Origin of the sequence: Dyadobacter flavalbus (assembly GCF_006149045.1) — a bacterium.
Classification (GTDB): domain Bacteria; phylum Bacteroidota; class Bacteroidia; order Cytophagales; family Spirosomataceae; genus Dyadobacter; species Dyadobacter flavalbus.
The window spans coordinates 155,255-176,474 of the sequence record NZ_VBSN01000066.1; the positions used below are offsets into that span (position 1 = coordinate 155,255).

Below are 21,220 nucleotides of genomic sequence, written 5' to 3' on the forward strand. Positions count from 1 at the left end.
CTCTACAACTTCGCACTTCTCAGCCGCAAACTGTTCATTACAACCGAAACCGAACTTAACGCCATGGCTGCACCAGCGATCATCGGATCGAGCAGAAAGCCGTTGAACGGATATAAGATGCCGGCTGCCACCGGAATTCCTATTAAATTGTAAATGAATGCCCAGAACAGGTTTTGCCGAATTGTAATTACCGTTTTCCTTGACAGATTCAACGCTTTTGGCAAAGTCAGCAAATCCGAAGTAATCAGCGTCATTTTGGCTACATCCATTGCGATGTCCGAACCTTTTCCCATTGCAATGCTTACGTCAGCTTGTGCAAGCGCCTGCGAATCATTGATGCCGTCACCGACCATCGCAACCGTTTTCCCTTCGGACTGTAATTTTTTGACAAACTGCATTTTGTCGTCAGGTTTTACTTCTGCTTCATATGCCTGAATTCCTGCTTCTTTGGCTACTGCGGATGCGGTTTGCGCGTTGTCGCCCGTCAGCATATATACGGCAATGCCTTGCTTCTGAAGTTTTGCAACGGCTTCCTGTGAAGTAGCTTTGAGCTGGTCTGCAATAGCGACGAGCGCGATTTGCCGGTTATTGGCTGCGACGGCAATGACCGTTTTGGCTGCCGAAGCAAGTTTTGCAGCCTGTTTTTCAAGTTCCGGATCAAAAGTAATTCCTTCTTTTTCAAGGTAAGAAGCAGTTCCGATCACGTACTTTACATCGTTGACAATTCCCTTGATGCCATTTCCCGCGACAGCCTGAAAATCCTGCACTTTAACCTGCGTTTTTTCTGTAACAAACTGCGTTATGGCTTGTGCAAGCGGATGTTCGGACCTTGCTTCGAGTGCACGTATGGCTGCATAATGCGTTGATTGCTGTTCAATTCCGTTAGCCCAGTTCCAGTCTGTTACTTTTGGCCGGCCTTCCGTAAGCGTTCCGGTTTTATCCAAAATCACGGCATCTACTTTGTAGGCTTTTTCCAGACTTTCCGCATCCTTGATCAGAATGTTGTTTTCAGCGCCTTTTCCCACACCGACCATCATGGCCGTTGGCGTAGCAAGTCCAAGCGCACACGGACAGGCAATGACCAAAACAGAAACTGCCGCCAGCAATGCATGTGTAACGGCATTTTCGCCACCAAAGAACAGCCATGCAGCGAAGGTCAGAACGGCAATTGCGATCACAACCGGAACAAAAATGCCGGCTATTTTATCCACTAACCGCTGAACCGGAGCCTTGCTTCCCTGCGCTTCCTGAACCGTTTTAATAATTTGAGCCAGAACAGTATGCTTGCCAATTTTCTCTGCAATAAACGTAAAGCTTCCGTGTTGATTAACTGTTCCTGCAAAAACGGCATCGCCTGCTTTCTTCTCAGCCGGAAGCGGTTCGCCGGTCATCAGGCTCTCATCCACAAAGGAACTGCCGCTGATTACTTTTCCGTCCACGGGAATTTTTTCTCCTGAGCGGATGATGATTTCATCATGCAGCAGAACGTCTTTCACCCCAATTTCCAGTTCTGTTTTAGCACGGTAAACGCGGACCGTTTTCGGCTGCAGACCAATCAGTTTCTTCAGCGCATCAGAAGTATTCGACTTGGCGCGTTCTTCCATTAATTTACCCAGAAGGATAAAGAAAACAATGACGGCCGCCGCTTCAAAATAAACATGCGGGTGCAGGCCGCGTGCATGCCAGAATTCCGGAAAAAGCGTATTGAACGAGCTGAAAAGAAACGCAGTTCCGGTGCTTAGTGCCACGAGCGTGTCCATATTGGCTTTTTTGTGCCTTGCCTGTTTCCATGCGTTAACAAAAAAGTTCCTCCCGAAAATGGCAAGTACCGGTAATGTCAAGGCCATCATAATGTAATTTCCAAAGGGAAATGTACTGCCGGAGCCGTCCATGAAAAACATGCCGATAACGACGATCGGAACCGTTAAAACGGCCGTCCATATTGTGCTTTTCTTTAAATCTTCGTAATGTGCATGTTGTATTTTCTCCTGCTCCGCAGCTGCTTCCTCCTCGTCATCCTGAACAAGAAGTCCATACCCGATTCCCTGAAGCACTTTGTCAAGTTCCTGCAGATCCACAACTTCGGGATCGTAATTGATCTGTACCGATTGATTGGCGTAATTTACACCCGCGCCGGCAACACCGTTTGTACTTTTAAGCACGGATTCCACGCTTACCGCACACGCGGCACACGACATGCCGGTGACCGGAAGGGTTACTTTCTTAGTTTCTGAAATCGTATCCATAACGCTTGCATTTTATTTAATACAAAGATACGGATTGCATATGCCGGAGAGATTACACAATTATGGCTGCAATTTGCAGGATTGTCAGAATCAGGGTTCAGGCCAGTCTTGTTCCGTTTGGAACTTCGGAATCCGGGCTGGCCAGAATGACTTCTCCGTCGGGCAGGATAAAACCGGTCGTCAATACTTCCGATCTGAAATCGGCAATCTGCTTTGGCGGAAAATTGATCACGCACAATACCTGCTTTCCAAGCAACTGTTCTTTGGTGTAACGCTTTGTAATTTGTGCGGAACTGGCTTTGATACCAATTTCCGGGCCAAGATCAATGCGTAGCTTGAATGCCGGTTTTCTGGCTTTCGGGAAATCTTCCACGGCAATGATTGTTCCGGCTCTTAAATCCACGTTTTCAAATTCCTGCCACGATATGGTGTTCATCATTGGTATTGTTGGTTTATGTGTAGCTTTTGGCTGTTAGCTATTAGCCGCTAGCTATTGGCTGGTAGCTATTAGCTTTTAGCTCTTGGTTTTTAAAAGTACAGGCTTTTGTTATTTACATTTCATAAAAAATTTGTTTTCCTGATTGCTAAAATCTAATTGCTGAAGTCCTTGCAAGTAACTCCGATTATCAGTTTTGCTGTTTTCATTTGATCAAACATTTATTTTTAATCACTAAAAGCTAATCGCTAAAAGCCAAAAGCCAAATAAACATTAAATTCCGGTTCACACTTGCTTTTACATACATCGAATGTATTTAAACAAAAACGTTGTTTATGAAAAAGATGGTTGTATTTGTTTCGCTGCTGCTGTTTGGACTTGCAGGTTTTACTTTTCAGGATAAAACTGTTCCGTTTTATATCGGAACGCAGGATAAAGGTGCCAATTCGTCCATTTCGCTTTGCGAGCTTAATCTTTCGACCGGACAAATTACATTGATTGATACATTCAACAACAGTTCCGGGCCGGGTTATGTGGCTGTTTCCCCAAATAAAAAGAACCTTTATGCCGTTTCTGCCGACAATAAAATCGATGCGTTTGCGATAGGAGCGGACCATAAGCTCAGTTATCTCAACAGCCAGCCTTCGGAAGGCATGAACCCGTGCCACGTTTCGGTGCATCCTTCGGGCAAAATGGCTTTTGCTGCCAATTATACGGGCGGGAGTTTTACGGCTTATACCTTGCAGTCTGACGGGAAAGTGAATCCGCCTGTTTACACCGAACAATATTCCGGAACCGGGCCGAATGCCAAACGGCAGGAAAAACCGCATGCGCATTTTGCAACTGCCAGTCCGGACGGGAAATATGTATATGTAACGGATCTGGGAAGTGACAAAGTAATGAATTATGTTGCCGATGCCAAAGCAGGAAAACTGAAGCCTAATCCGGCGCAGCCGTTTTTTACCGCCCATCCGGGTTCCGGGCCGAGGCACCTGATTATACACCCGTCCGGCAAGTCGCTGTTCCTGCTCAATGAACTGGATGCAACGCTTACGTCGTGCACAATCGGCAAAGACGGCGTTATTACAGCCGTTAAAACTTACCCGACAATCCCGGCCGATTTCTCAGGAACCAATACGAGTTCAGCCATTCACCTGCATCCGAACGGCAAGTTTGTGTACATTTCCAACCGCGGACACAATTCGGTAAGCGCATTTAAAATCAGTTCAAACGGAGAACTGGAAATGGTTGATCAGCAGACAAAATCCATCGCTACGCCGCGCGATTTCAATATTGACCCGAGCGGAAAGTTTATGATTATTGCCAATCAGTCAACGGATAATCTGGTTGTGTACGATGTGGATGCTTCCACCGGAAAATTTACATTCCGTCAGGAAAGTATTGCTGTCAAACTTCCTATCTGCGTCGCGTTTCTGTAACGGATTACAGCTTTTGTGCTACTTTGTTCTGATAATAATGCAGGAAGTCTTCGAGCTGCTCCACAGGCATTTTGCGTGCAATGATCTTTTTGCTTTTATCCAGAATGTAAATCGTAGGCGTGGTAACAACGTCGAATTTCCTGTAAAAGTCGATCTGGTTCAGCGCATCAAACCCGTTGATCAGTTCTTCCAGATGATATGTCGTGACAAAAGATTTCCATTCTTCCATGTTGTGCTCCGTTGAAATCGCCATGACCTTGACGCCGTTGGCTTTGTTTTTATCATAAAATGCTTTGAGCAACGGAGAAGCTTCCTTGCAGTGGCCGCAGGTAGGAGAGTAGAAGAAAAGTACGGTATAATTGGCCTGAACTGCCTGTACACTAACCTTTTTACCGGAAGGATCAACGAGCGACAAGGCCGGGAACGGTTTGTTGACGAGCACGTCTTTCAGCGTATTCACTTTTTCCGCAATGCGCTTGCGTACCTCTTCGGAAACGCCCATTTCGCCGGAAAGGTAATATTTGTTGGCCATATGAACCCATACCGCTTCCGTTCCGACCGTTTTCGGGTTTTCGTACTGATTGGTAATGTAAAATACAACTACGGATTTGACGTCCTTGTTTGCAGAAGCTTTTTTAACCAGCATATCGGCATCTTTAATCAGGGAATCCGGCGTCTGGGCAACAAGGTTTTTAATGTAACGGTCCAGTTTTGGTTCCAGAAACGGCGTGTTCAGGATGCGCGGGTCGGAAAAATCAAATGCATCCCAGTAATGCGCCTTGTAATAATTGAAAACCCAGGCAGAATCCGTTTTGCCGTTTGGCAATTTGGGCGCAGCCGGAACTTCGGGATCAGCTGACATTTGCAGCAATTGTGCCGTAAATGTTTTGCCATGCTCATTCATCAGCTTGCTGCGGTAGTTCCTGAAATTTTCCTGTGCCGTTCGGATGCCGGCCTGCGCATCGGCAGTTTTATTATTTTTCAGCGATTCAATTTCCTTTGTTCTTTTTTTAAGCTCTTTCTGATAAGCATAAAACAGTTCATTTTCGGCCGATCCGGTTATTTTCATCTGCCCGATAATGTCCGTTGTATCGGTTTCAAAGGAAAAATTGGTTTCCTTTCCGGAATATACGAGTTCGATCCAGCGGGCATTTCCGGGAAAAAGTACGACATAAAGTCCGCCGGGAAGATCTGTTTTACCTTCAAAAACCATTTTGCCGTTTGCATCGGCCCTGGCCGTGTCTTTGGGTACAAACAGCGTATTGCTGCGGTTATAATGACCAATGATCAGCGAAGAATCCTTTATGCCTCTGATGGTTGCCTCGATGTGATATCCCTGAGCGGATGCCGAGGTGAAAAGTGCGGCGCTAAAAAGCAGTGTGAAAAAGATTGTGCGCGTATAATATTTCATCAGGTTCATGCTGTTTGCTGACAAACTGTTTTGTTATTTGTTTCAGGTTTTACAAAAATCATAAAATTAACTTCAAAACGATAACTTCTGACCGCTTCTTGTCCAAATGTTTTATTTTCTGTCCAAAGCTGTTGATTTTCTCGTAATGCCGCTGAGCATTGCTTTTTTTCTGATGTTGTATGCGCTTTTTACAAAAAAAGACAGGCGCAGAAAACGGGCAGTTTTGCTGACGGTTATATTCTTTATGCTGATTTCCAACTCGTATATTGTTAACAAGGCATTCAACTGGTGGGAACCAAGGCCATCCAATATCGGCAGCATTCACCAGGTTTACGACGTAGGTATTCTGTTGTCCGGCGGACTGATCGCTTCCAATGATCCGGCCGAGGACCATGCGTGGATGGGCAGGCATGGTGACCGGGTTCTGCAGACATTTTTGCTTTACAAATCGGGAAAAATCAGGAATATTCTCATTACGGGTACAAGTTCGGAAGCAGTAATGGCAGCGGGCAAAGGTGAAACCCGGCAGGCGGCGGCAATGCTGGTGAAATGGGGTGTTCCGGCACATGCCATACTTTACGAGGAAAAAGCAAGGAATACGCGTGAAAATGCATTGTTCTCGGCCCGTATTCTCAAAGAAAAGTTTGCTTCCGGAAAATATATATTAGTAACCTCCGCATTCCACATGCGCCGGTCGGCCGGGTGCTTTGTAAAAGCGGGTGTAAAAGCAGATTTATTCCCGGCCGACTTCTATGGAAATTATTACGGAGTAACGCTTAAAAGTGCCGTTATTCCGGATCCCGATGCCCTTGCCTATTTCAGCTTGCTGTGGCATGAGTGGGTTGGTTATGTTGTGTACAGCCTTGCAGGTTACTGCTGACCGTTACACGCTCAGTATTTTGACCATTCTCAGCAGATCTTCGCTGATGGGCTTCGGAAGCCGGATCGTGTCTTCAAAAGGCGTATAAACCAGATCATTGTTAACAATTCCGGCCATTACGTTTTTCTGACCGCCGATCAGTCCTTCCACGGCGCCCAGTCCGAGGCGGCTTGCCAGAATGCGGTCGTATGCCGAAGGCTGGCCTCCGCGCTGCGTATGTCCGAGCGTTGTTACGCGGATATCTGCATTTTCATCGACCTGGACTTTAATTTTGTCCGCCACTTCCTGCGCGCTTCCTTCTTCGTCACCTTCGGCCACAATAATGATGGAAGAAGATTTTGAACGGCTCCATCCTTGTTTCAGCGTTTCCACTACTTCGGAAATCGGCGTAAGTACTTCCGGAACCATTACAAGCTCGGCGCCTCCGGCAATACCGGACTGAACCGCAATGTAACCCGAGTCGCGGCCCATCACTTCTATAAAGAATATACGGTCGTGCGAGCTGGCGGTATCTCTGATCCTGTCAATGGCATCCAGCGCCGTATTAACAGCCGTATCAAAACCGATCGTGTAATCGGTTCCGTACAAATCATTGTCAATTGTTCCCGGCGCGCCAACGGTTGGAATGCCGTATTCATTTCCGAAAATCATGGCACCGGTGAACGTTCCGTTTCCTCCGATGGCGATCAGTCCTTCAATCCCATGTTCCAGCAGGTTGTCATAAGCCTGTCTTCTTCCTTCGGGTGTCATGAATTCCTTGCTTCTGGCGGATTTCAGGATCGTTCCGCCTCTTTGTACTATATTACTCACCGAATGCGATTCCATTTTATAAACATCGCCGGCAATCATTCCGCTATATCCTCTTCTTATTCCATAAACTTCGACACCATGGTAGACAGCTCCGCGCACTACAGCCCTGATACAGGCGTTCATGCCAGGGGCATCTCCTCCTGAGGTAAATACACCAATTCTTTTCATTTAATTACGGGTTACTTCTATCGATCTCTGTACAGGTCCTTTAATCCTTAAAGGCACAATTTCTGCAAATTTATCCGGTATTTTCTTATTATATATGTCCTAATTCTTAATTCTGTGAAAAAATTACGGCAAGAAGATTGAGATTTAACACCTCAAACATATATCATAACTTATATATTTGCGCCGGTCAATTTAAAAAGACCATACGTTAACAGGCGTTCGTTTAAACAATTAATGATCCTGAAGTCCTGTTTTTCCGGACCGTAAAATTTCAAGTAACAAAGTAGAAAATACCCGTCAGCTTAATATTAACAAAATGAAAAATCTGATTTCCTGGCAGCGCATCTGGCCGCATCTTGTAGCTGTAATCGGTTTTATGGCTTTGTCTGTCATGTACGTTTCCCCTGTGCTGCAGGGCAGGAAACTGAACATGCATGATGACATCCAGGCCAAAGGGGCAGCCAGAGAAGTAATTGATTACCATGAAAAAACCGGCGAATGGTCCAGCTGGACAAACGGGATGTTTGCCGGAATGCCCGCTTACCTTGTTGCCGGCGATTATCCCACCAGTATTTCCACCAAGCTCGGACAGGGCATTAACAAGCTTTTGCCGGCGCCTGCCAACTATATTCTGATCGGTCTGGTGAGTGCTTATGTTCTGTTCCTTGTGCTGGGGACGGGCGGCTGGCTTGCAGCACTGGGCGCCATTGCGTTTGCATTTGCAACCTTTAATCTTGTCAGTCTTGAAGCGGGGCATGTTTCCAAAGTCATTGCCATTATGTACGCTCCGGGCGTACTGGCGGGCGTTTTACTTGCTTTCCGCAGAAACTGGCTTGCCGGTGCCGCGCTAACTGCACTGTTCTTGTCACTGGAACTGTATGCAAACCATATTCAGATTACCTATTATCTGGGAATAGGCATTATCGTGCTGGTGGCAATTGAAAGCTGGGCTTATATAAAGGAAAACCGTGTAAAACAGCTTTCGTTTATTATTGCAGGGCTGGCGCTGGCTGCCGTGGTTTCGCTGGGCACCCATACGACGCGCCTTTGGAATGCTTATGATTATACCAAAGAAACCATCCGCGGCAAGCCAGAACTTACCGCGCCGAAAACAGCCGGCAAAGAAGCCGTAGCGGACGGACTTGACAAGGATTATGCTTTTCAGTACAGTTACGGAATCGGTGAAACATTGACCCTGCTCGTTCCCAATGCATACGGCGGAGCTTCAAACGGCAATTTCTCAGGCACTTCCGAGACGTACAAATTGCTTGCAGGCCGTCTTGCCGATGCAGCCGCCGTCCAGAATATCATGCGCATGATCCCCACTTACTGGGGCGATCAGCCTATTCTGAGCGGTCCTGCCTATGCCGGTGCCATTGTGTTTTTCCTGTTTGTGCTGGGTTTGTTTATTGTAAAAGGTCCTTTGAAATACTGGGCTGCGGGAGTAACTGTCCTGTTTGTCATCTGGGCGTGGGGTAAAAATCTGGCAGGAATAAATTACCTGTTTTTTGATTATTTCCCGATGTTCAACAAGTTCAGGGCCATGACCATGGTGCTGGCACTTGTTCAGCTGATCATGGTTTTTCTAGGAATTCTGGCGCTGAGAATGATTGTCCGGCGGGAAATTACATGGAAAGATTTTCAGAGACCGTTCCTGATTACACTGGGGATTGTGGGCGGAATTACTTTGCTGATGGCTCTGATGCCCGGCGTTTTCTTTGATTTCCGATCGGTTAACGATCAGCAGATTACGGATGCATTTACGCAAATGTCGGGTGATAAGAATTTCGCGGTCCAGATTCTGGAAGCCATGCTGAATGACCGCCGGGATCTGATGAAAGGCGATGCGATCCGGAGCCTTGTTTTTGTGCTTTTAACAGCGGGCCTTGTCTGGCTGTGGATGAAAGACAAAATAAAACCGGTCATTTTTTATGCATCGTTTATCCTGATTATGATTTTTGATCTGTTCGGCGTGGACAAGCGTTATCTGAACAATGATGACTTTGTAAGTAACTATGCGGCGCAGGCCACAACTACGCCGTCACCTGCCGACGAACTGATCCTGAAAGATACCGATCCGGATTACAAGGTGCTGGATGCGTCCACTTCTCCGTTTCAGAGCGCGGAAGCATCTTATTTTCACAAATCCATCGGCGGATATCACGGTGCCAAACTGCGTCGTTATCAGGAGCTTTTTGAAAGACAGATTGCAAAGCAAAATCCGAACCCGGGCATTCTGAACATGCTGAATACCAAATATATCATTCAGGCAGACCAGCAGGGAAATAAAACCGCGCAGCCCAATCCGGGTGCTTACGGGCATGGCTGGTTTGTTGATAAATACCGGGTTGTACCGAATGCCGATGCGGAAATGAGTGCGCTTGATTCATTGAACCCGCGTATTGAAGCCGTTGTAGATCAACGATTTGCGGATAAACTGAAAGGATTGACGATTCAGCCGGATTCAACGGCAAAAATCAGTCTGATCAGTTACAAACCCAATGAACTGATTTATGAAAGCAACAGCAGAAATGAAGGTCTTGCCGTATTTTCGGAAATCTATTATAACGTCCGGAATGAATGGAAAGTAACCATTGACGATAAACCTGCAGACATGCTGCGTGCCAATTACGTACTTCGTGCGCTTCGCGTTCCTGCCGGCAAGCATACGATCCGTTTCAGCTTTGAACCCGTTTCTGTCAGCGCAGGAAGCAAGATCGATCTTGTCAGTTCACTGCTGCTTGTGGCATTGATTGCCGGGGCCATTTTTGTGGAAGTAAAAGGAAAGAAAACTGTTTGATAATAAAAGTCAGCTTTTATGACAGATCGTAAGTTCCCGATCGGGCCGCTTGTGCTGCGGGATGATTATACAAAGGAAGAAATAGAAGGTTTTGTTTCCATCATTGCAAATATTGCCGGTGATTACAGCAGGCTTGTTGAAAATCTTGCCGAAGTAGATCTTGTAAAAACTTACCGTGAAGGCAGCTGGAATATCCGTCAACTGGTTCATCATGTAGCTGATATTCAGTTTCTGCATTATATGCGCATGAAAAAAGCCGTTACCGAGCCGGATTACAAAGAAGTGACGCTGATCGATATGAATGCATGGGCCGAAACGCCGGATTCGTTTCAGGCGCCTGTTTCCGTTTCTCTGAATATGCTGCATGGTGTTCATTACCGGTATGCACTTTTTGCGCAGTCGCTTGATGAAGAACAGTTTGAAATCACGTATTTTCATCCTTTGCGTAAAATTGATATTAACCAGAAACAAGCTTTGGCTATGTCCGCATGGCATGTGCAGCATCATTTGGCGCATATCAAACTGGCCCTGGACATGCTTGCATAAGTATTCATAAAACTGCATTCAGTATGTCGCAGATTACGGGCAAATACCTTATTCTCATCGGGATTGCAGTTGTTGTGATCGGAGTTATTGTTTATCTGTTCAGTGACAAGCTGCACTGGCTTGGCCGGTTGCCGGGCGACATCCGTGTAGAAAAGGAAAATGTCAGATTTTACTTTCCGGTTGTCACCATGCTGCTTCTGAGCGGATTGCTGAACCTGATTATCTGGCTGGTAAGGAAGTTTTTCGGCTGACATTAACCGTCGGTTAGTCAACAGAATATTCCGCTTTTATTTTTAATCCCATTTTTTTACCAGATAAGTTCATAGGAAGTGCTTCTTCCGCCGAAGGCTTCTTTTCTTAATATACCTTTTGCAATCAAGTCCTGAATGTCCCTTCCGGCCGTATCCTGAGAAGACTTTGTTATTCTGGCCCACTTGGAAGAAGTCAGTTTTGCGAAAAAGGTTTCCTGTATTTTATTGATCATCAGCCGCTGCCTGTCATTAAGGGGTGTTCCATTATGTTTGTCCCAGAATTCAGTACGTTTCAAGACATTATTTAACGTCTCGCCGGTAAAAATAAGTGAATCGTAAAGACATGCTAAAAACCATTGCAGCCAGTCTGTAATGTCCAGCGAGCCTTTCTGGGTTTTTTCCAGCACTTTGTAATATGCATTTCTTTTCTGCCTGATCTGCAATGACATGCTGTAAAACCGCTGTGTACTGTTATCTGAACGGGCAAGCTGCATATCTGCAATGGCTCTGGTTATACGGCCGTTACCGTCATCAAACGGGTGAATGGTTACAAACCACAAATGCGCAATGCCTGATTTGATAATCGGATCGGTGTCATTGTGGTGATTAAACCAGTGCAGGAAAGTGTCCATTTCCTTTTCGATCCGGTTCGCATCCGGCGCTTCAAAATGAACGGTTTCATTGCCTAACTGGCCGGAAACAACCTGCATCGGACCTTTTTCATTATTTCGCCAGTTTCCCGTTGTGATTGTATACATGCCGCTTCTGCCGGACGGGAACAATGACGATTGCCAGCCAAGCAAACGGTCTTTTGTCAGTAAGCCGTTATAATTCTGAGTAGCGTCCAGTGTCATTTCCACGATGCCATCCACATTCCTGTCGGAAGGAACCAGACCTGCAACTTCCAGTCCAAGGCGCCGGGCAATGGAAGAACGTACTTGTTCGGGGTTCAGGATTTCTCCTTCGATTTCAGTTGATTTCAGGACATCTTCCATCAGCGTGTTCAGCATTGCCTCGCTGCGGACCGAAAATCCAAGCGCATCCATTCTGCCGGCCAATTTGCCCTGTGCATACTTTACTTTGCCCAGTATCTCTGAAAGTTCCGCTTCCCGCCAGACGAATGCAGGCCATTCCGCTTTTTGATGAATGTACTGTGCCATTTCCTTTCTGCAGTGAATATATTCATTATTCTCCGCATATATGCGGAGAATGGGCTGATTAATCTCCGCAAGCAACTTATTTTTCAGTGAATGTCTTTTCGTAATCCACAAAAATATGAATCCAGATTGCCCTGCCGAGACGGATAATAACGGGTTGTAACAGAAACAGAATAACCGTTATCGTAACAAAAAACCAGTTCAGGTCCATTCTGAAATAAACCAGCAGAATAACCGATAAAACAGCCATGATGAGAATGACAATCGGGAAACTGGTCCATAATGCGCCGATGTAAAAACCGGGTTCTATCATAAAGTCCTGATCGCAGACCGGACAATGCTTTGGCATTTCCATGCTGCCTTTGAAGCTGTATGGATTGTGTTTGGTGAACAGTTTTCCTTTCCGGCAACGCGGGCATTTCAGGCTCAGAATGTTGAAAAGCTTTGACATGGAAATAAGAAACTGCTATTTGCGGACGGGTTTCAGACCTTTCATGGCTTTCAACCCGATGGTTGCAGGCTTTGCGGGCAAAGCAAGCAAACTGGTCTCTGTTTCCGGTTCCGTAAATTCTTTTGCGCCGGACAAATAACGTTCAATGATAAAAGATTCCTCGCGCTCAAAAGCAATGGAAGTGTCATGCGCATAGGCCGACATATCGTACAGTTTCTTATGCCAGATCGCTTCTTTCAGGTTGCCGTTGAAATGATAATTATTTTCAAAGCCCTTGTCAAACTTGAAAATAATAGGCTTGCCGATGTTGGCGATCAGGCTTTCCGGATCTCCCGTCAGTGTGATCGGAATGTAGGTTTTTTTGTCGTAAATAAAACCGCCGTGATTATTTTTGATATACTCGCGCATGTTTCTCGGCGTGTCGCCGACAAAAAGTACGTCCACAAGCAAAATCTGCTTTGCATTATAAAACTGTTCAATGCTTTCGATAAGCGGAAGTGTCGAAATCCTTATCATTGATTAAAAATCTGTTTCCTGTAAGTCAACTTTAAAATCCGGTCGTGTTCCGGAATAGTCATTTGTAAAATACGGAACATATTTTGAATTTATATGTTCATTTTTCAGACTTGCCTTTCAGGATTCGCCTTGCTTTTCCTGTTATGATAATACCGCGCAGACTTGGATGTGCTGCCGCATATCTGTGGATTGCACCAAAGTTTGGTGTTGTTTTTGGTATGATCAAGAAAAATCCATCCGCATTTCCGGCATTCTTTTATCCTTTTTCTGTCGTCTTCCAGAAACAGTCTGTACGTGTCTTTCAATACAAGCCAGATTGGTTTATCCAGTGAAATTCCGGTATGCACAATGTCTGTTACGTATTGATCCTGATGAAATGAAACGCCCACTTTCGACAAAGCTTCGGAAAGAAACTGATTGAATTTTTCAAGAACAGAAGTTTCCGGCTGCTTTCCGGCGGCAATGGCTGAGAACAGTACATACATGGTTTCCCGCAGTTCAATGGCTTTTTCAAATGCTTTTCTAGCCTCTGAAATGTTTGCTTCTGCAAATTCCTGTAACTGTTCAAGCTGGGCTTCATCCAGCAGTTCCATGCGCCGGCTCCATGTAACAATGTCGTCGTAGGCAGTAAGGTAATCATGGATGTTTTCCACTTTCCGGTCGCGGACGGTATTGATAAAATGGAAAGGTAACGTGCCGCCATCCAGCGTAATGGTTTCCAGCGTTCTTTTGATTGACATAACTTACTGGTTAAATAAATTTTGATCGTAATAAAAATACTATATTTTTACGGTATAAATAATTTTAGACCGTAAGAATTTAAAGTTATGCAAAGTAACAGCGAATCGCAATGGAAAGTCATACTTGCTTTTGTGGCCATTTACGTGATCTGGGGCACAACTTACATTGGAATTGCATTTGGTCTGGACGGGTTTCCGCCGTTTGTTTTCTGTGCCTTCCGGTTCTTTACAGCGGGCTTGCTGCTTTTTCTTTATTCACGTTACAAAAATGACAGGGTTCCGTCACGGAAAATCATGTTTTTGTCTTCGGTAAGCGGCACCATTGCGCTTGTTGGCGGTTCCGGATTGGTAACTTGGGCGGAGCAGTATGTGGGACCGGGCCATGCCGCCACGATTATTGCCGCAGAACCGTTCATGTTCATCCTGTTTGAGCGTAAAATGTGGAGCTACTATCTTTCACAAAAAACGGTTATTGCCGGACTGCTCCTGGGCTTCGCCGGCCTTTTATTATTTTCTTCAGCTTCGGTTCCGGAATCCGGTGCTCGGGAAATGCAGCTGGCCGGGAACCTGGTACTGATCCTTAGCGCCGTTTTATGGGTTATTGGTTCTTTATACGGTAAGAAAATAAATACGGAAACCTATTCCAACACCATGATCACCAGTATACAGCTGATGGCCGCCGGAATTTTCAGCGCTTTTCTGGCTTTGATCACCGGCGAATGGGAACGTTTCAGTTTCAGCGGCATTTCAGCTGCGTCATGGAGCGGACTTGTTTATATGATCACCATGGGTTCCATGGTCGCTTTTCTGGCTTTTACGTGGCTGATGACCATCCGGCCGCCAGCACTGGTGAGCACGCACACGTATGTAAATCCGGTCGTTGCTGTTTTTACAGGCTGGCTGCTTGCAGGCGAAACTTTTTCCTCTATGCAGATCATCGGGCTGGCCGTCATTCTGCTGGGTGTGCTGCTTACAAAATTCCCGGAATACCGGAATGTGCGTTTATTTTCAAAATAACTCTCGGTTACACCCCAAAAAGTTTAAAATACTTCGCTTTTACATAAAGATTGATAACTTTTGTGCTTTCAAGGTTAACTTTAATAAAGAAGCACCTCAGATTACATCATATTTTATCAAAGGAAATGGTAAAAACGTACAGATTTATAGCGCTGTTGGGAGACGGCCGCGAGCGTTTCAGCGACAAAGAACTTGATCAGGAATGGCCAACGGAGCCTGTCGTTATTGATGCTTATGGCTTCTCGGATGTTTACCGGTATGCAGGATATGTGTTCCTGAATGAAGAATGGTTTACCAAATACAGCAAAAACTGGCATGTGAGTTCGATGGAAATTGACAACTTGCTGGTTAATCTTGTAAGATACGCCGCCAGCGATTCCCAGTCCGAAAATCTGGTCAGCATCAAAGCCTACTTGGAGACGCCGCCGGATACACTGGAAGAGGCCATTGCTATCTGGAAAGGATTTTATGATCCAGCACTGAAAAGGATCTGATTTTACTGACACGAGGGTTTGTTAAAGTAGAAATTGGTTCTGTGTTGTCATGTATTGTCATGCGTAGTTAACTTGTTTTGTGATGTAATTAAAATGAGTTGGTTATGTGTTGTCATGTGTAGCTAACTTGTTTGGTAATGGAGTTGAAATGCGATTGCTTTGTTTTCGGCAGCTTCTTCATTCAGACTTTACAGTTAGAACCGATTTGAAAAGCTGACTGATTGCTTGTAATTGATCAGGATAATAAGTTGTTTAATTTCTTCTTTCCAAAAGCTGATAGCTAACCGCCAACAGCTGGAAACCAACAGCCATTCACATACAATCCAATAAAAAAATGCTGTCAGGACATTGTGCCCGACAGCATTTTTTATGCCCTGAAATTTAGAATCAGTTATAGCCCGGATTCTGTTTCAGCATCGGCGTTCCGTTTACAACGCTCATATCAATCTGATACTGCGGAATCGGGAAATAGTTGTTTTTGCCGTTGATAAACTTGGCGCCGGCCAGGTCTGTCGTTACTTTTGATTCGTAGCTGAAGAAACTGTTCAGGCTTTGTTCTGCAATTCCCCAGCGGACGTAATCAAAGAAGCGGTGACCTTCCATGGCGAGTTCAAGGCCGCGTTCGAAGTAAATAGCTTTTAATACCCCGTCTTTGCCTTTTGCCGCCAATGTGCCCGCCGGATAAGGCTTGATCACGTAATTGGCAGCAGGCGTTGTGGAAAAGCCCGCAAGCGGATTGCTGTTATCAATATACTTGTAAAGCCAGCCCGATTTGTCTGCTGCCCTTGTCCGGATGCGGTTTACATATTCTTCTGCTTTGGCAAGGCTTCCTGCATTGGCTTCGGCCTCGGCTGCCATTAACAGCACATCGGCAAAGCGTATCACCAGTACATTAATCGCATTTCCGGGAGCCCACGAACTGAGATCGGCATAAAGGTCCTGCGTTTTTTGTCTGTGAATGTTCTTTTTGGGCGCATATGGACCGCCGTATGGCTGATCGCGGACCCAGTTCATGCCGGGAAACAATCCCCAGTCATGATAAGGAACATCGCGGCGGCCAACAGTCCAGTCGAGGCGCGGGTCCAGCGGGCCGGGATCGGCTGTGAACGGCGTTGCAGAAGTAAGCCCCAGGTCGCTTTTCACCGCGTGGCTGTTGAAATCATTTATATAAGGTAATCCGTTGACATCCGTACGGTACGAATTAACAAGCATCTGGGTTGGCTGAAAGAAGCCGCAGCAGGCAAACGGCGCACCCGTTCCGTAAGGGAAATTCAGCATGCCGCCCATATTGGCATTCGTAATGTCCAGTGTTCCGTCATTGGCCACCATCTGAATGGCGAAAACCGATTCCGCATTGTTTTTGGTAGCCGCATCAAAATTGTCCTTGAAAGAAACCAGATCGTATTTCAGGCCGTTGGCGGTAACGCCACTGCTGATCACTTCCGTAAATACCGGAATTGCTTCTGCAAATTTCTTTTCATACAAATACGTTTTGGCAAGGTATGCGCCCGCAGCCCACTTGTTGGCCCTTCCGACCAGTGATTGCGTAGCCGGCAGCTTTTCGTAAGCCGCCTTGAAATCCGCTTCGATCATCGGCCAGATATCCTTGTCGTTCGGCTGATTGAAATCCGTTGTGGTTTCGTCAATCCACGGAACCATGTTCCACATTTTTTTCAGTTCAAAATAATAATGGCCTCTCAGAAAACGTGCCTGACCTTCTATATTGGCCTTTTCTGCTTCGGAAACGCCTTCCAGCGTAGCCAGCACTTTAAGTACGGTATTCGTTCTTGAAACACCTTCATACAATGCTCTCCATTTTGTATTAAAAAAACCATTGTCGGCACCGGTACTGAATGTTGCGATCGTATTGATTGGTGTCTGGTCACCGCCGTCGCTTCCTTTATGCGCCTCGCCGCCTGGAATGGAACCATAAACCCAGTTGTCCGGCGGTGCTTCCCAGCCGTTTCCGCCGTTGAAATCGCCTTGCCCGTCCAGTGCGGCATATGCACCGGTCAGCAGCCCGTTAATCCCTTTTTCGTTTGCAAGCACTTCATCGCTCAGCGCGCCAAGAGCCGGCTGGTCCAAAAAATCGTCTTTGCATGCCTGAAGAACCGGAAATCCTGCTATCAAACAAAGAACGACCCAATGCTGGATTCTCTTTTTCATATCGTGTCTCTGATAAATGTTAAAAAGTAAGATTAATGCCTACGGAATATTGTCTGGAAGCAGGGTAGGAGCCTTCATCCAGTCCGAATACCGTCGGACTGTTTCCCGTATTTCTGCTGACTTCCGGATCAAGGCCGGAATATCCTGTGATTGTAAACAGGTTGGTTGCCTGCAGATAAATTCGGAACTGCTGGGTTTTGATCTTTTTCAGGAATGCAGGAGAAAACGTGTAGCCAAGCTGAATGTTCCTTGCCCGCAGATAAGATCCGTCTTCTATAAAATAGGAGTTGGGAACATTGATCGTGCTGAAAGAGCTTGAATTTTCTTGAATCGGCGCTTTGGCATTGTGGTTTTCGGGTGTCCAGGAATCGTAAAGTGCAGTTTTGCTTTTGGCTCCGGAACGGGACGAGTTGAAATCGCTCCACCAGAGCGTCTGGTTCCAGATCTCATTTCCCTGAACGCCGTACAGGAACATATTGAAGTCAAATTGTTTGTAATTAAAGCCAAGGTTCAGTCCGTAGCTGAAATCCGGATTTGGATTGCCGAGCATCGTACGGTCGGCAGAGGTGATCTGGCCGTCGCCATTGCTATTTTCATAACGGAAACGTCCCGGCGCAGCGCCGTCCTGATACACGGCATTTGCATTGCCGGTCTGCTGAACGGCCTGCGCGTTGGCAGCCGCTACTTCTTCATCCGAGTTCCAGAACCCGATTACTTTATAGCCAAAAAACTGACCGATGGAGTTTCCGACCTGATTCCGGACGATGGAAGAGCCGTTGAAACCGCGGGCTTCCAGGTCAAAATAATTGCTGCTGTTCGTTACTTTCAGGATCTTGTTGTTGTAGGTCGTAAAAGTAAGCGTTGCGTTCATTTTAAGGTCTTGTCCAAGATCAAAGCGCGAGTTAAGCTGCAAATCAATCCCTTTGTTTTTCATTTGACCGATATTCACGAAAGGAACCGTTCCGCCGCCGGCCGTGCCGATCAGGGACGGGTTAAAAAGAAGGTCCTTGATTTCCTTAACGTAATAATCCGCAATCAGGTCCAGCCTGCCTTTGAAGAAAGTGGCATCAATACCGATGTTCGTACTGATGTTTTTTTCCCAGACTGCATCCGGATTTCCGATCTGGCTTTTTTCAAACCCTTCCAATGCGCCGTTGCCGCTCGTTCCGCCAAGGTCATAATAAGAGCTGCGGCGGTTGGAGCTGTAAGTCGTGAATGCATTTCCTGTGTTTACGTTGATCTGATTTCCCATCACGCCATAGTTTGCACGCAGTTTCAGATCGTCGAGCCAGCTGATACCTTTCATGAAGTTTTCCTGTGAAATTCTCCATCCGGCACTCACAGCCGGGAACAAACCGTACCTTTCATTGATGAATTTGGAAGAACCGTCTCTTCTTAAAACCGCGCCGAACAGGTATTTGTCATTGTAAATGTAATCCAGTCTTCCGATCAGGGAAAAAAGCGCATCGGCATTGCGGCTGCTGTAATTGCTTCTTGTCCCCGAGCCGGTTCCAAGATTCATGTAGTTCGGATCAAAAGAAAAATAGCCTTGTGTATCGCCGCCGAGTTCGTAACTCTTGCCACTATACGCTTCTGTTCCGGCAATGACGGTAAGGTCATGCTTCTGCATGGTTTTATGAAATGTAACAAGGTTTGTCCATGTCCAGTTGAAACCGGAATTCGAGTATTCAGAATAGGTATTCGTATTGCTGTTTTCCTTGTTTTCGTAAGTCGGGAAAGCGAAAGAACTTGATCTGCCCGAGTAATTCTCTCCGCCCAGACTGGTTCTCAGCGTAAAGTTTTTGAACAGATCCACTTCAGCAAATACATTCCCGAAAAGGCGGTTGTCAAGTCCTTTGTTGTAACGGGTGCGGTCGCGCATCGCCACCGGGTTAAAAGCATCGCCCATTCCGGAAGCGCGGCTGCCTGCATAATTGCCCATTATGTCGTAAACCGGAATGATCGGCTGCATCCTGAAAGAAAATGCAATGGCAGAGCCGCCGTCCGAAAGGGCGGTCCGGGGGTTGTCCGTTATGGAATACGCAAGGTTTTCACCAATCCGGATGTGCTTGCCGATGTTGTACTGGCTGTTGGAGCGAATGGTATATCGTTTCAGGTAAGTATTTTTCAGTGCGCCTTCCTGATTGAAATAATTCAAAGAAAACAGATAGTTGCCCTGATCGTTTCCGCCGCTCAGCGAAATGTTGTGGCTTGTGGAAGGTGCCGGCTTGAATATTTCATGAAACCAGTCGGTACCTGCTTTGTTTGCCTTTACAATCTGGTTGAACGTGTTGAAATCGTCCACAGAAGTGTAGTTCGGATTGACGTAATACAAGTCCGGGTTGGTGGCCGGGTCGCCTTCCTTGGCTCCTGTCGGCAATATGTAATCCGGAAGTACCGGCGTTGCGCCGTGTCCGTACTGATCGTCGCCAACCGGCAGGCCGGAATTTTTCTGAACCTGAAATTTCAGCTGCGCCTGTTCCATTGGATTCAGTGTGTTCCAGACATTCCCTTTCGGCGGCGTTTGTACGCCATACCATGCGCTGTAATTGACTTTTACCTTGTCTTTGCCTTTTTTGGTTGTAATGATAATCACACCGTTGGCTGCACGCGAACCGTAGATCGAAGCGGAGCCGGCGTCTTTCAGAACCTGCATGCTTGCAATGTCATTGGAGTTCAGGTCGGCAATGGAAGTCGTCGGAACGCCGTCGATCACATAAAGCGGCGAGTTGTTTCCGAATGTGTTCAGACCGCGGATACGAACCTGCGGCGTTTCGCCCGGCTGTCCGGAACCAATGATTGTAACGCCGGATGCGCGTCCCTGCAACTGATTGGCAACTTGAGCGTCCGGCGTTTGTTTCAGCTGTTCCACGTCCACAACGGAAACAGCACCGATCAGGTCCTTTTTACGCTGTGCGCCGTAACCGGTTACAACCAGTTCTGAAAGTGTGGAAACATCGGGCAGCAGCTTCACATCCAGCGAAGTCCGTGTGCCAACCATTACTTCCTGCGCCGTGAAGCCGATAAAGCTGAAAATAAGGATGGACTCATCACCGGCAACGTCAATGCTGTAATTGCCTTCCAGGTCTGTCATGGTTCCGTCATTGGTTCCTTTTACCCGGATTGCAACGGACGGCAAAGATTCGCCTTTGTCATCGGTAACCTTGCCTTTTACGGGCCGCAATGCTGCGTGTACTGTTTCTGCTGCGGATTCCTGCACTTTCTCTGCTGCCGTTTTTTCCGTAACCCCGATCATGTTGCCGACCTGGCTGAATTCCAGTGATGTTTGTTTTTCAATGAGTTTCAGAATAGCCGGAACAGGCAACCCCATCGCATAAAGCGTCACCTGCGGTGCATTTCGCAGCAGTTTTTCGTCAAAAGCAAACGTAACGCCGGTCTGCTGTTCAATCTGTCTGAATACCGCTTTGACCTTCGTCTGCTTTACATCCATGTTGACCCGCTGAGCCTCTGTGGTGCCGGCCATCAGCAAGGCCGTACTCAGCATGTTTATGCCCAGAATAAGCGTAGAAATGCGCATACATTTTTTGAATAAGGGGATTCCCTTATGGTAATAATTCACCATATTTGTCTGATGTTTAAGGTGTAAACTGTTAAACTCTTTCCTTTTCCGCTACTCATGGTTCCAAGCATTGCATAGCGGTTGGGATGATCATTGCCGGGGACATTTGCCG

At 46.4% G+C, this 21,220-nt stretch carries 17 protein-coding genes; 7 read left to right on the forward strand and 10 right to left on the reverse strand.

Translation table 11 applies throughout. The features are described 5' to 3' along the window. Window positions 1-2: 2 nt before the first annotated feature. Together FEM33_RS21240 and FEM33_RS21245 are read right to left on the reverse strand one after the other, a co-directional pair. Complete coding sequence (locus FEM33_RS21240; protein WP_139013989.1) at window positions 3-2,246, reverse strand: heavy metal translocating P-type ATPase; 2,244 nt, start codon at window positions 2,244-2,246, stop codon at window positions 3-5. A gap of 97 nt (window positions 2,247-2,343) precedes the next feature. Beyond that, complete coding sequence (locus FEM33_RS21245; protein ID WP_139014107.1) at window positions 2,344-2,682, reverse strand: tRNA-binding protein; 339 nt, start codon at window positions 2,680-2,682, stop codon at window positions 2,344-2,346. Between the two features lie 335 nt (window positions 2,683-3,017). Between FEM33_RS21245 and FEM33_RS21250 the strand changes: the two genes are divergently transcribed. After that, a complete protein-coding gene (locus FEM33_RS21250) occupies window positions 3,018-4,121 on the forward strand; it encodes a lactonase family protein (RefSeq protein ID WP_139013990.1) in 1,104 nt (367 codons plus the stop codon). Window positions 4,122-4,125: 4 nt separating this feature from the next. Here the strand turns inward: FEM33_RS21250 and FEM33_RS21255 are convergent, their stop codons facing one another. Then, entirely contained in the window at window positions 4,126-5,541 is a 1,416-nt protein-coding gene (locus FEM33_RS21255) for a TlpA family protein disulfide reductase (RefSeq protein WP_229214343.1), read from the reverse strand. Between the two features lie 97 nt (window positions 5,542-5,638). Here FEM33_RS21255 and FEM33_RS21260 point away from each other — a divergent pair, with 97 nt between their 5' ends. Further along, window positions 5,639-6,412, forward strand: coding sequence for a YdcF family protein (locus FEM33_RS21260; RefSeq protein WP_139013992.1), 774 nt, complete (start codon window positions 5,639-5,641; stop codon window positions 6,410-6,412). Between the two features lie 3 nt (window positions 6,413-6,415). Here FEM33_RS21260 and pfkA read toward each other — a convergent pair whose 3' ends face one another. After that, window positions 6,416-7,390, reverse strand: a complete 975-nt coding sequence (gene pfkA / locus FEM33_RS21265) for a 6-phosphofructokinase (protein WP_139013993.1) — start codon at window positions 7,388-7,390, stop codon at window positions 6,416-6,418. 316 nt (window positions 7,391-7,706) lie between these two features. On the opposite strand from pfkA, the gene FEM33_RS21270 reads away from it, so the two are divergent. Genes FEM33_RS21270 through FEM33_RS21280 form a run of 3 tightly spaced genes read left to right on the forward strand, consistent with a single transcriptional unit; the run spans window position 7,707 to window position 10,987 of the window. After that, complete coding sequence (locus FEM33_RS21270; RefSeq protein ID WP_139013994.1) at window positions 7,707-10,190, forward strand: glycosyltransferase family protein; 2,484 nt, start codon at window positions 7,707-7,709, stop codon at window positions 10,188-10,190. Between the two features lie 18 nt (window positions 10,191-10,208). Beyond that, entirely contained in the window at window positions 10,209-10,736 is a 528-nt protein-coding gene (locus tag FEM33_RS21275) for a DinB family protein (protein ID WP_139013995.1), read from the forward strand. 23 nt (window positions 10,737-10,759) lie between these two features. After that, window positions 10,760-10,987, forward strand: a complete 228-nt coding sequence (locus tag FEM33_RS21280; protein WP_139013996.1) for a DUF2905 domain-containing protein — start codon at window positions 10,760-10,762, stop codon at window positions 10,985-10,987. A gap of 56 nt (window positions 10,988-11,043) precedes the next feature. Here FEM33_RS21280 and FEM33_RS21285 read toward each other — a convergent pair whose 3' ends face one another. The 4 genes from FEM33_RS21285 to FEM33_RS21300 all read right to left on the reverse strand — a co-directional run bounded on the left by FEM33_RS21285 (window position 11,044) and on the right by FEM33_RS21300 (window position 13,851). After that, window positions 11,044-12,147: a Fic family protein gene (locus FEM33_RS21285; protein ID WP_139013997.1), complete on the reverse strand. Its 1,104-nt coding sequence runs from the start codon at window positions 12,145-12,147 to the stop codon at window positions 11,044-11,046. Between the two features lie 76 nt (window positions 12,148-12,223). Next, window positions 12,224-12,595 (reverse strand): DUF983 domain-containing protein, encoded by a 372-nt coding sequence (locus tag FEM33_RS21290; RefSeq protein ID WP_139013998.1) that lies wholly within the window; start codon window positions 12,593-12,595, stop codon window positions 12,224-12,226. Between the two features lie 15 nt (window positions 12,596-12,610). Beyond that, window positions 12,611-13,111: a hypothetical protein gene (locus FEM33_RS21295; RefSeq protein ID WP_139013999.1), complete on the reverse strand. Its 501-nt coding sequence runs from the start codon at window positions 13,109-13,111 to the stop codon at window positions 12,611-12,613. Window positions 13,112-13,215: 104 nt separating this feature from the next. After that, complete coding sequence (locus tag FEM33_RS21300) at window positions 13,216-13,851, reverse strand: CGNR zinc finger domain-containing protein (RefSeq protein WP_139014000.1); 636 nt, start codon at window positions 13,849-13,851, stop codon at window positions 13,216-13,218. A gap of 87 nt (window positions 13,852-13,938) precedes the next feature. On the opposite strand from FEM33_RS21300, the gene FEM33_RS21305 reads away from it, so the two are divergent. Continuing rightward, entirely contained in the window at window positions 13,939-14,868 is a 930-nt protein-coding gene (locus tag FEM33_RS21305) for an EamA family transporter (protein ID WP_139014001.1), read from the forward strand. 125 nt (window positions 14,869-14,993) lie between these two features. Continuing rightward, on the forward strand, window positions 14,994-15,362 hold the full coding sequence (locus FEM33_RS21310) for a hypothetical protein (RefSeq protein ID WP_139014002.1): 369 nt from the start codon (window positions 14,994-14,996) through the stop codon (window positions 15,360-15,362). Window positions 15,363-15,749: 387 nt separating this feature from the next. On the opposite strand, the gene FEM33_RS21315 is transcribed toward FEM33_RS21310, so the two are convergent. Both FEM33_RS21315 and FEM33_RS21320 read right to left on the reverse strand, forming a co-directional pair. Beyond that, on the reverse strand, window positions 15,750-17,528 hold the full coding sequence (locus FEM33_RS21315) for a RagB/SusD family nutrient uptake outer membrane protein (RefSeq protein ID WP_139014003.1): 1,779 nt from the start codon (window positions 17,526-17,528) through the stop codon (window positions 15,750-15,752). Window positions 17,529-17,547: 19 nt separating this feature from the next. Continuing rightward, on the reverse strand, window positions 17,548-21,066 hold the full coding sequence (locus tag FEM33_RS21320) for a SusC/RagA family TonB-linked outer membrane protein (RefSeq protein ID WP_201747821.1): 3,519 nt from the start codon (window positions 21,064-21,066) through the stop codon (window positions 17,548-17,550). Window positions 21,067-21,220 lie beyond the last annotated feature (154 nt).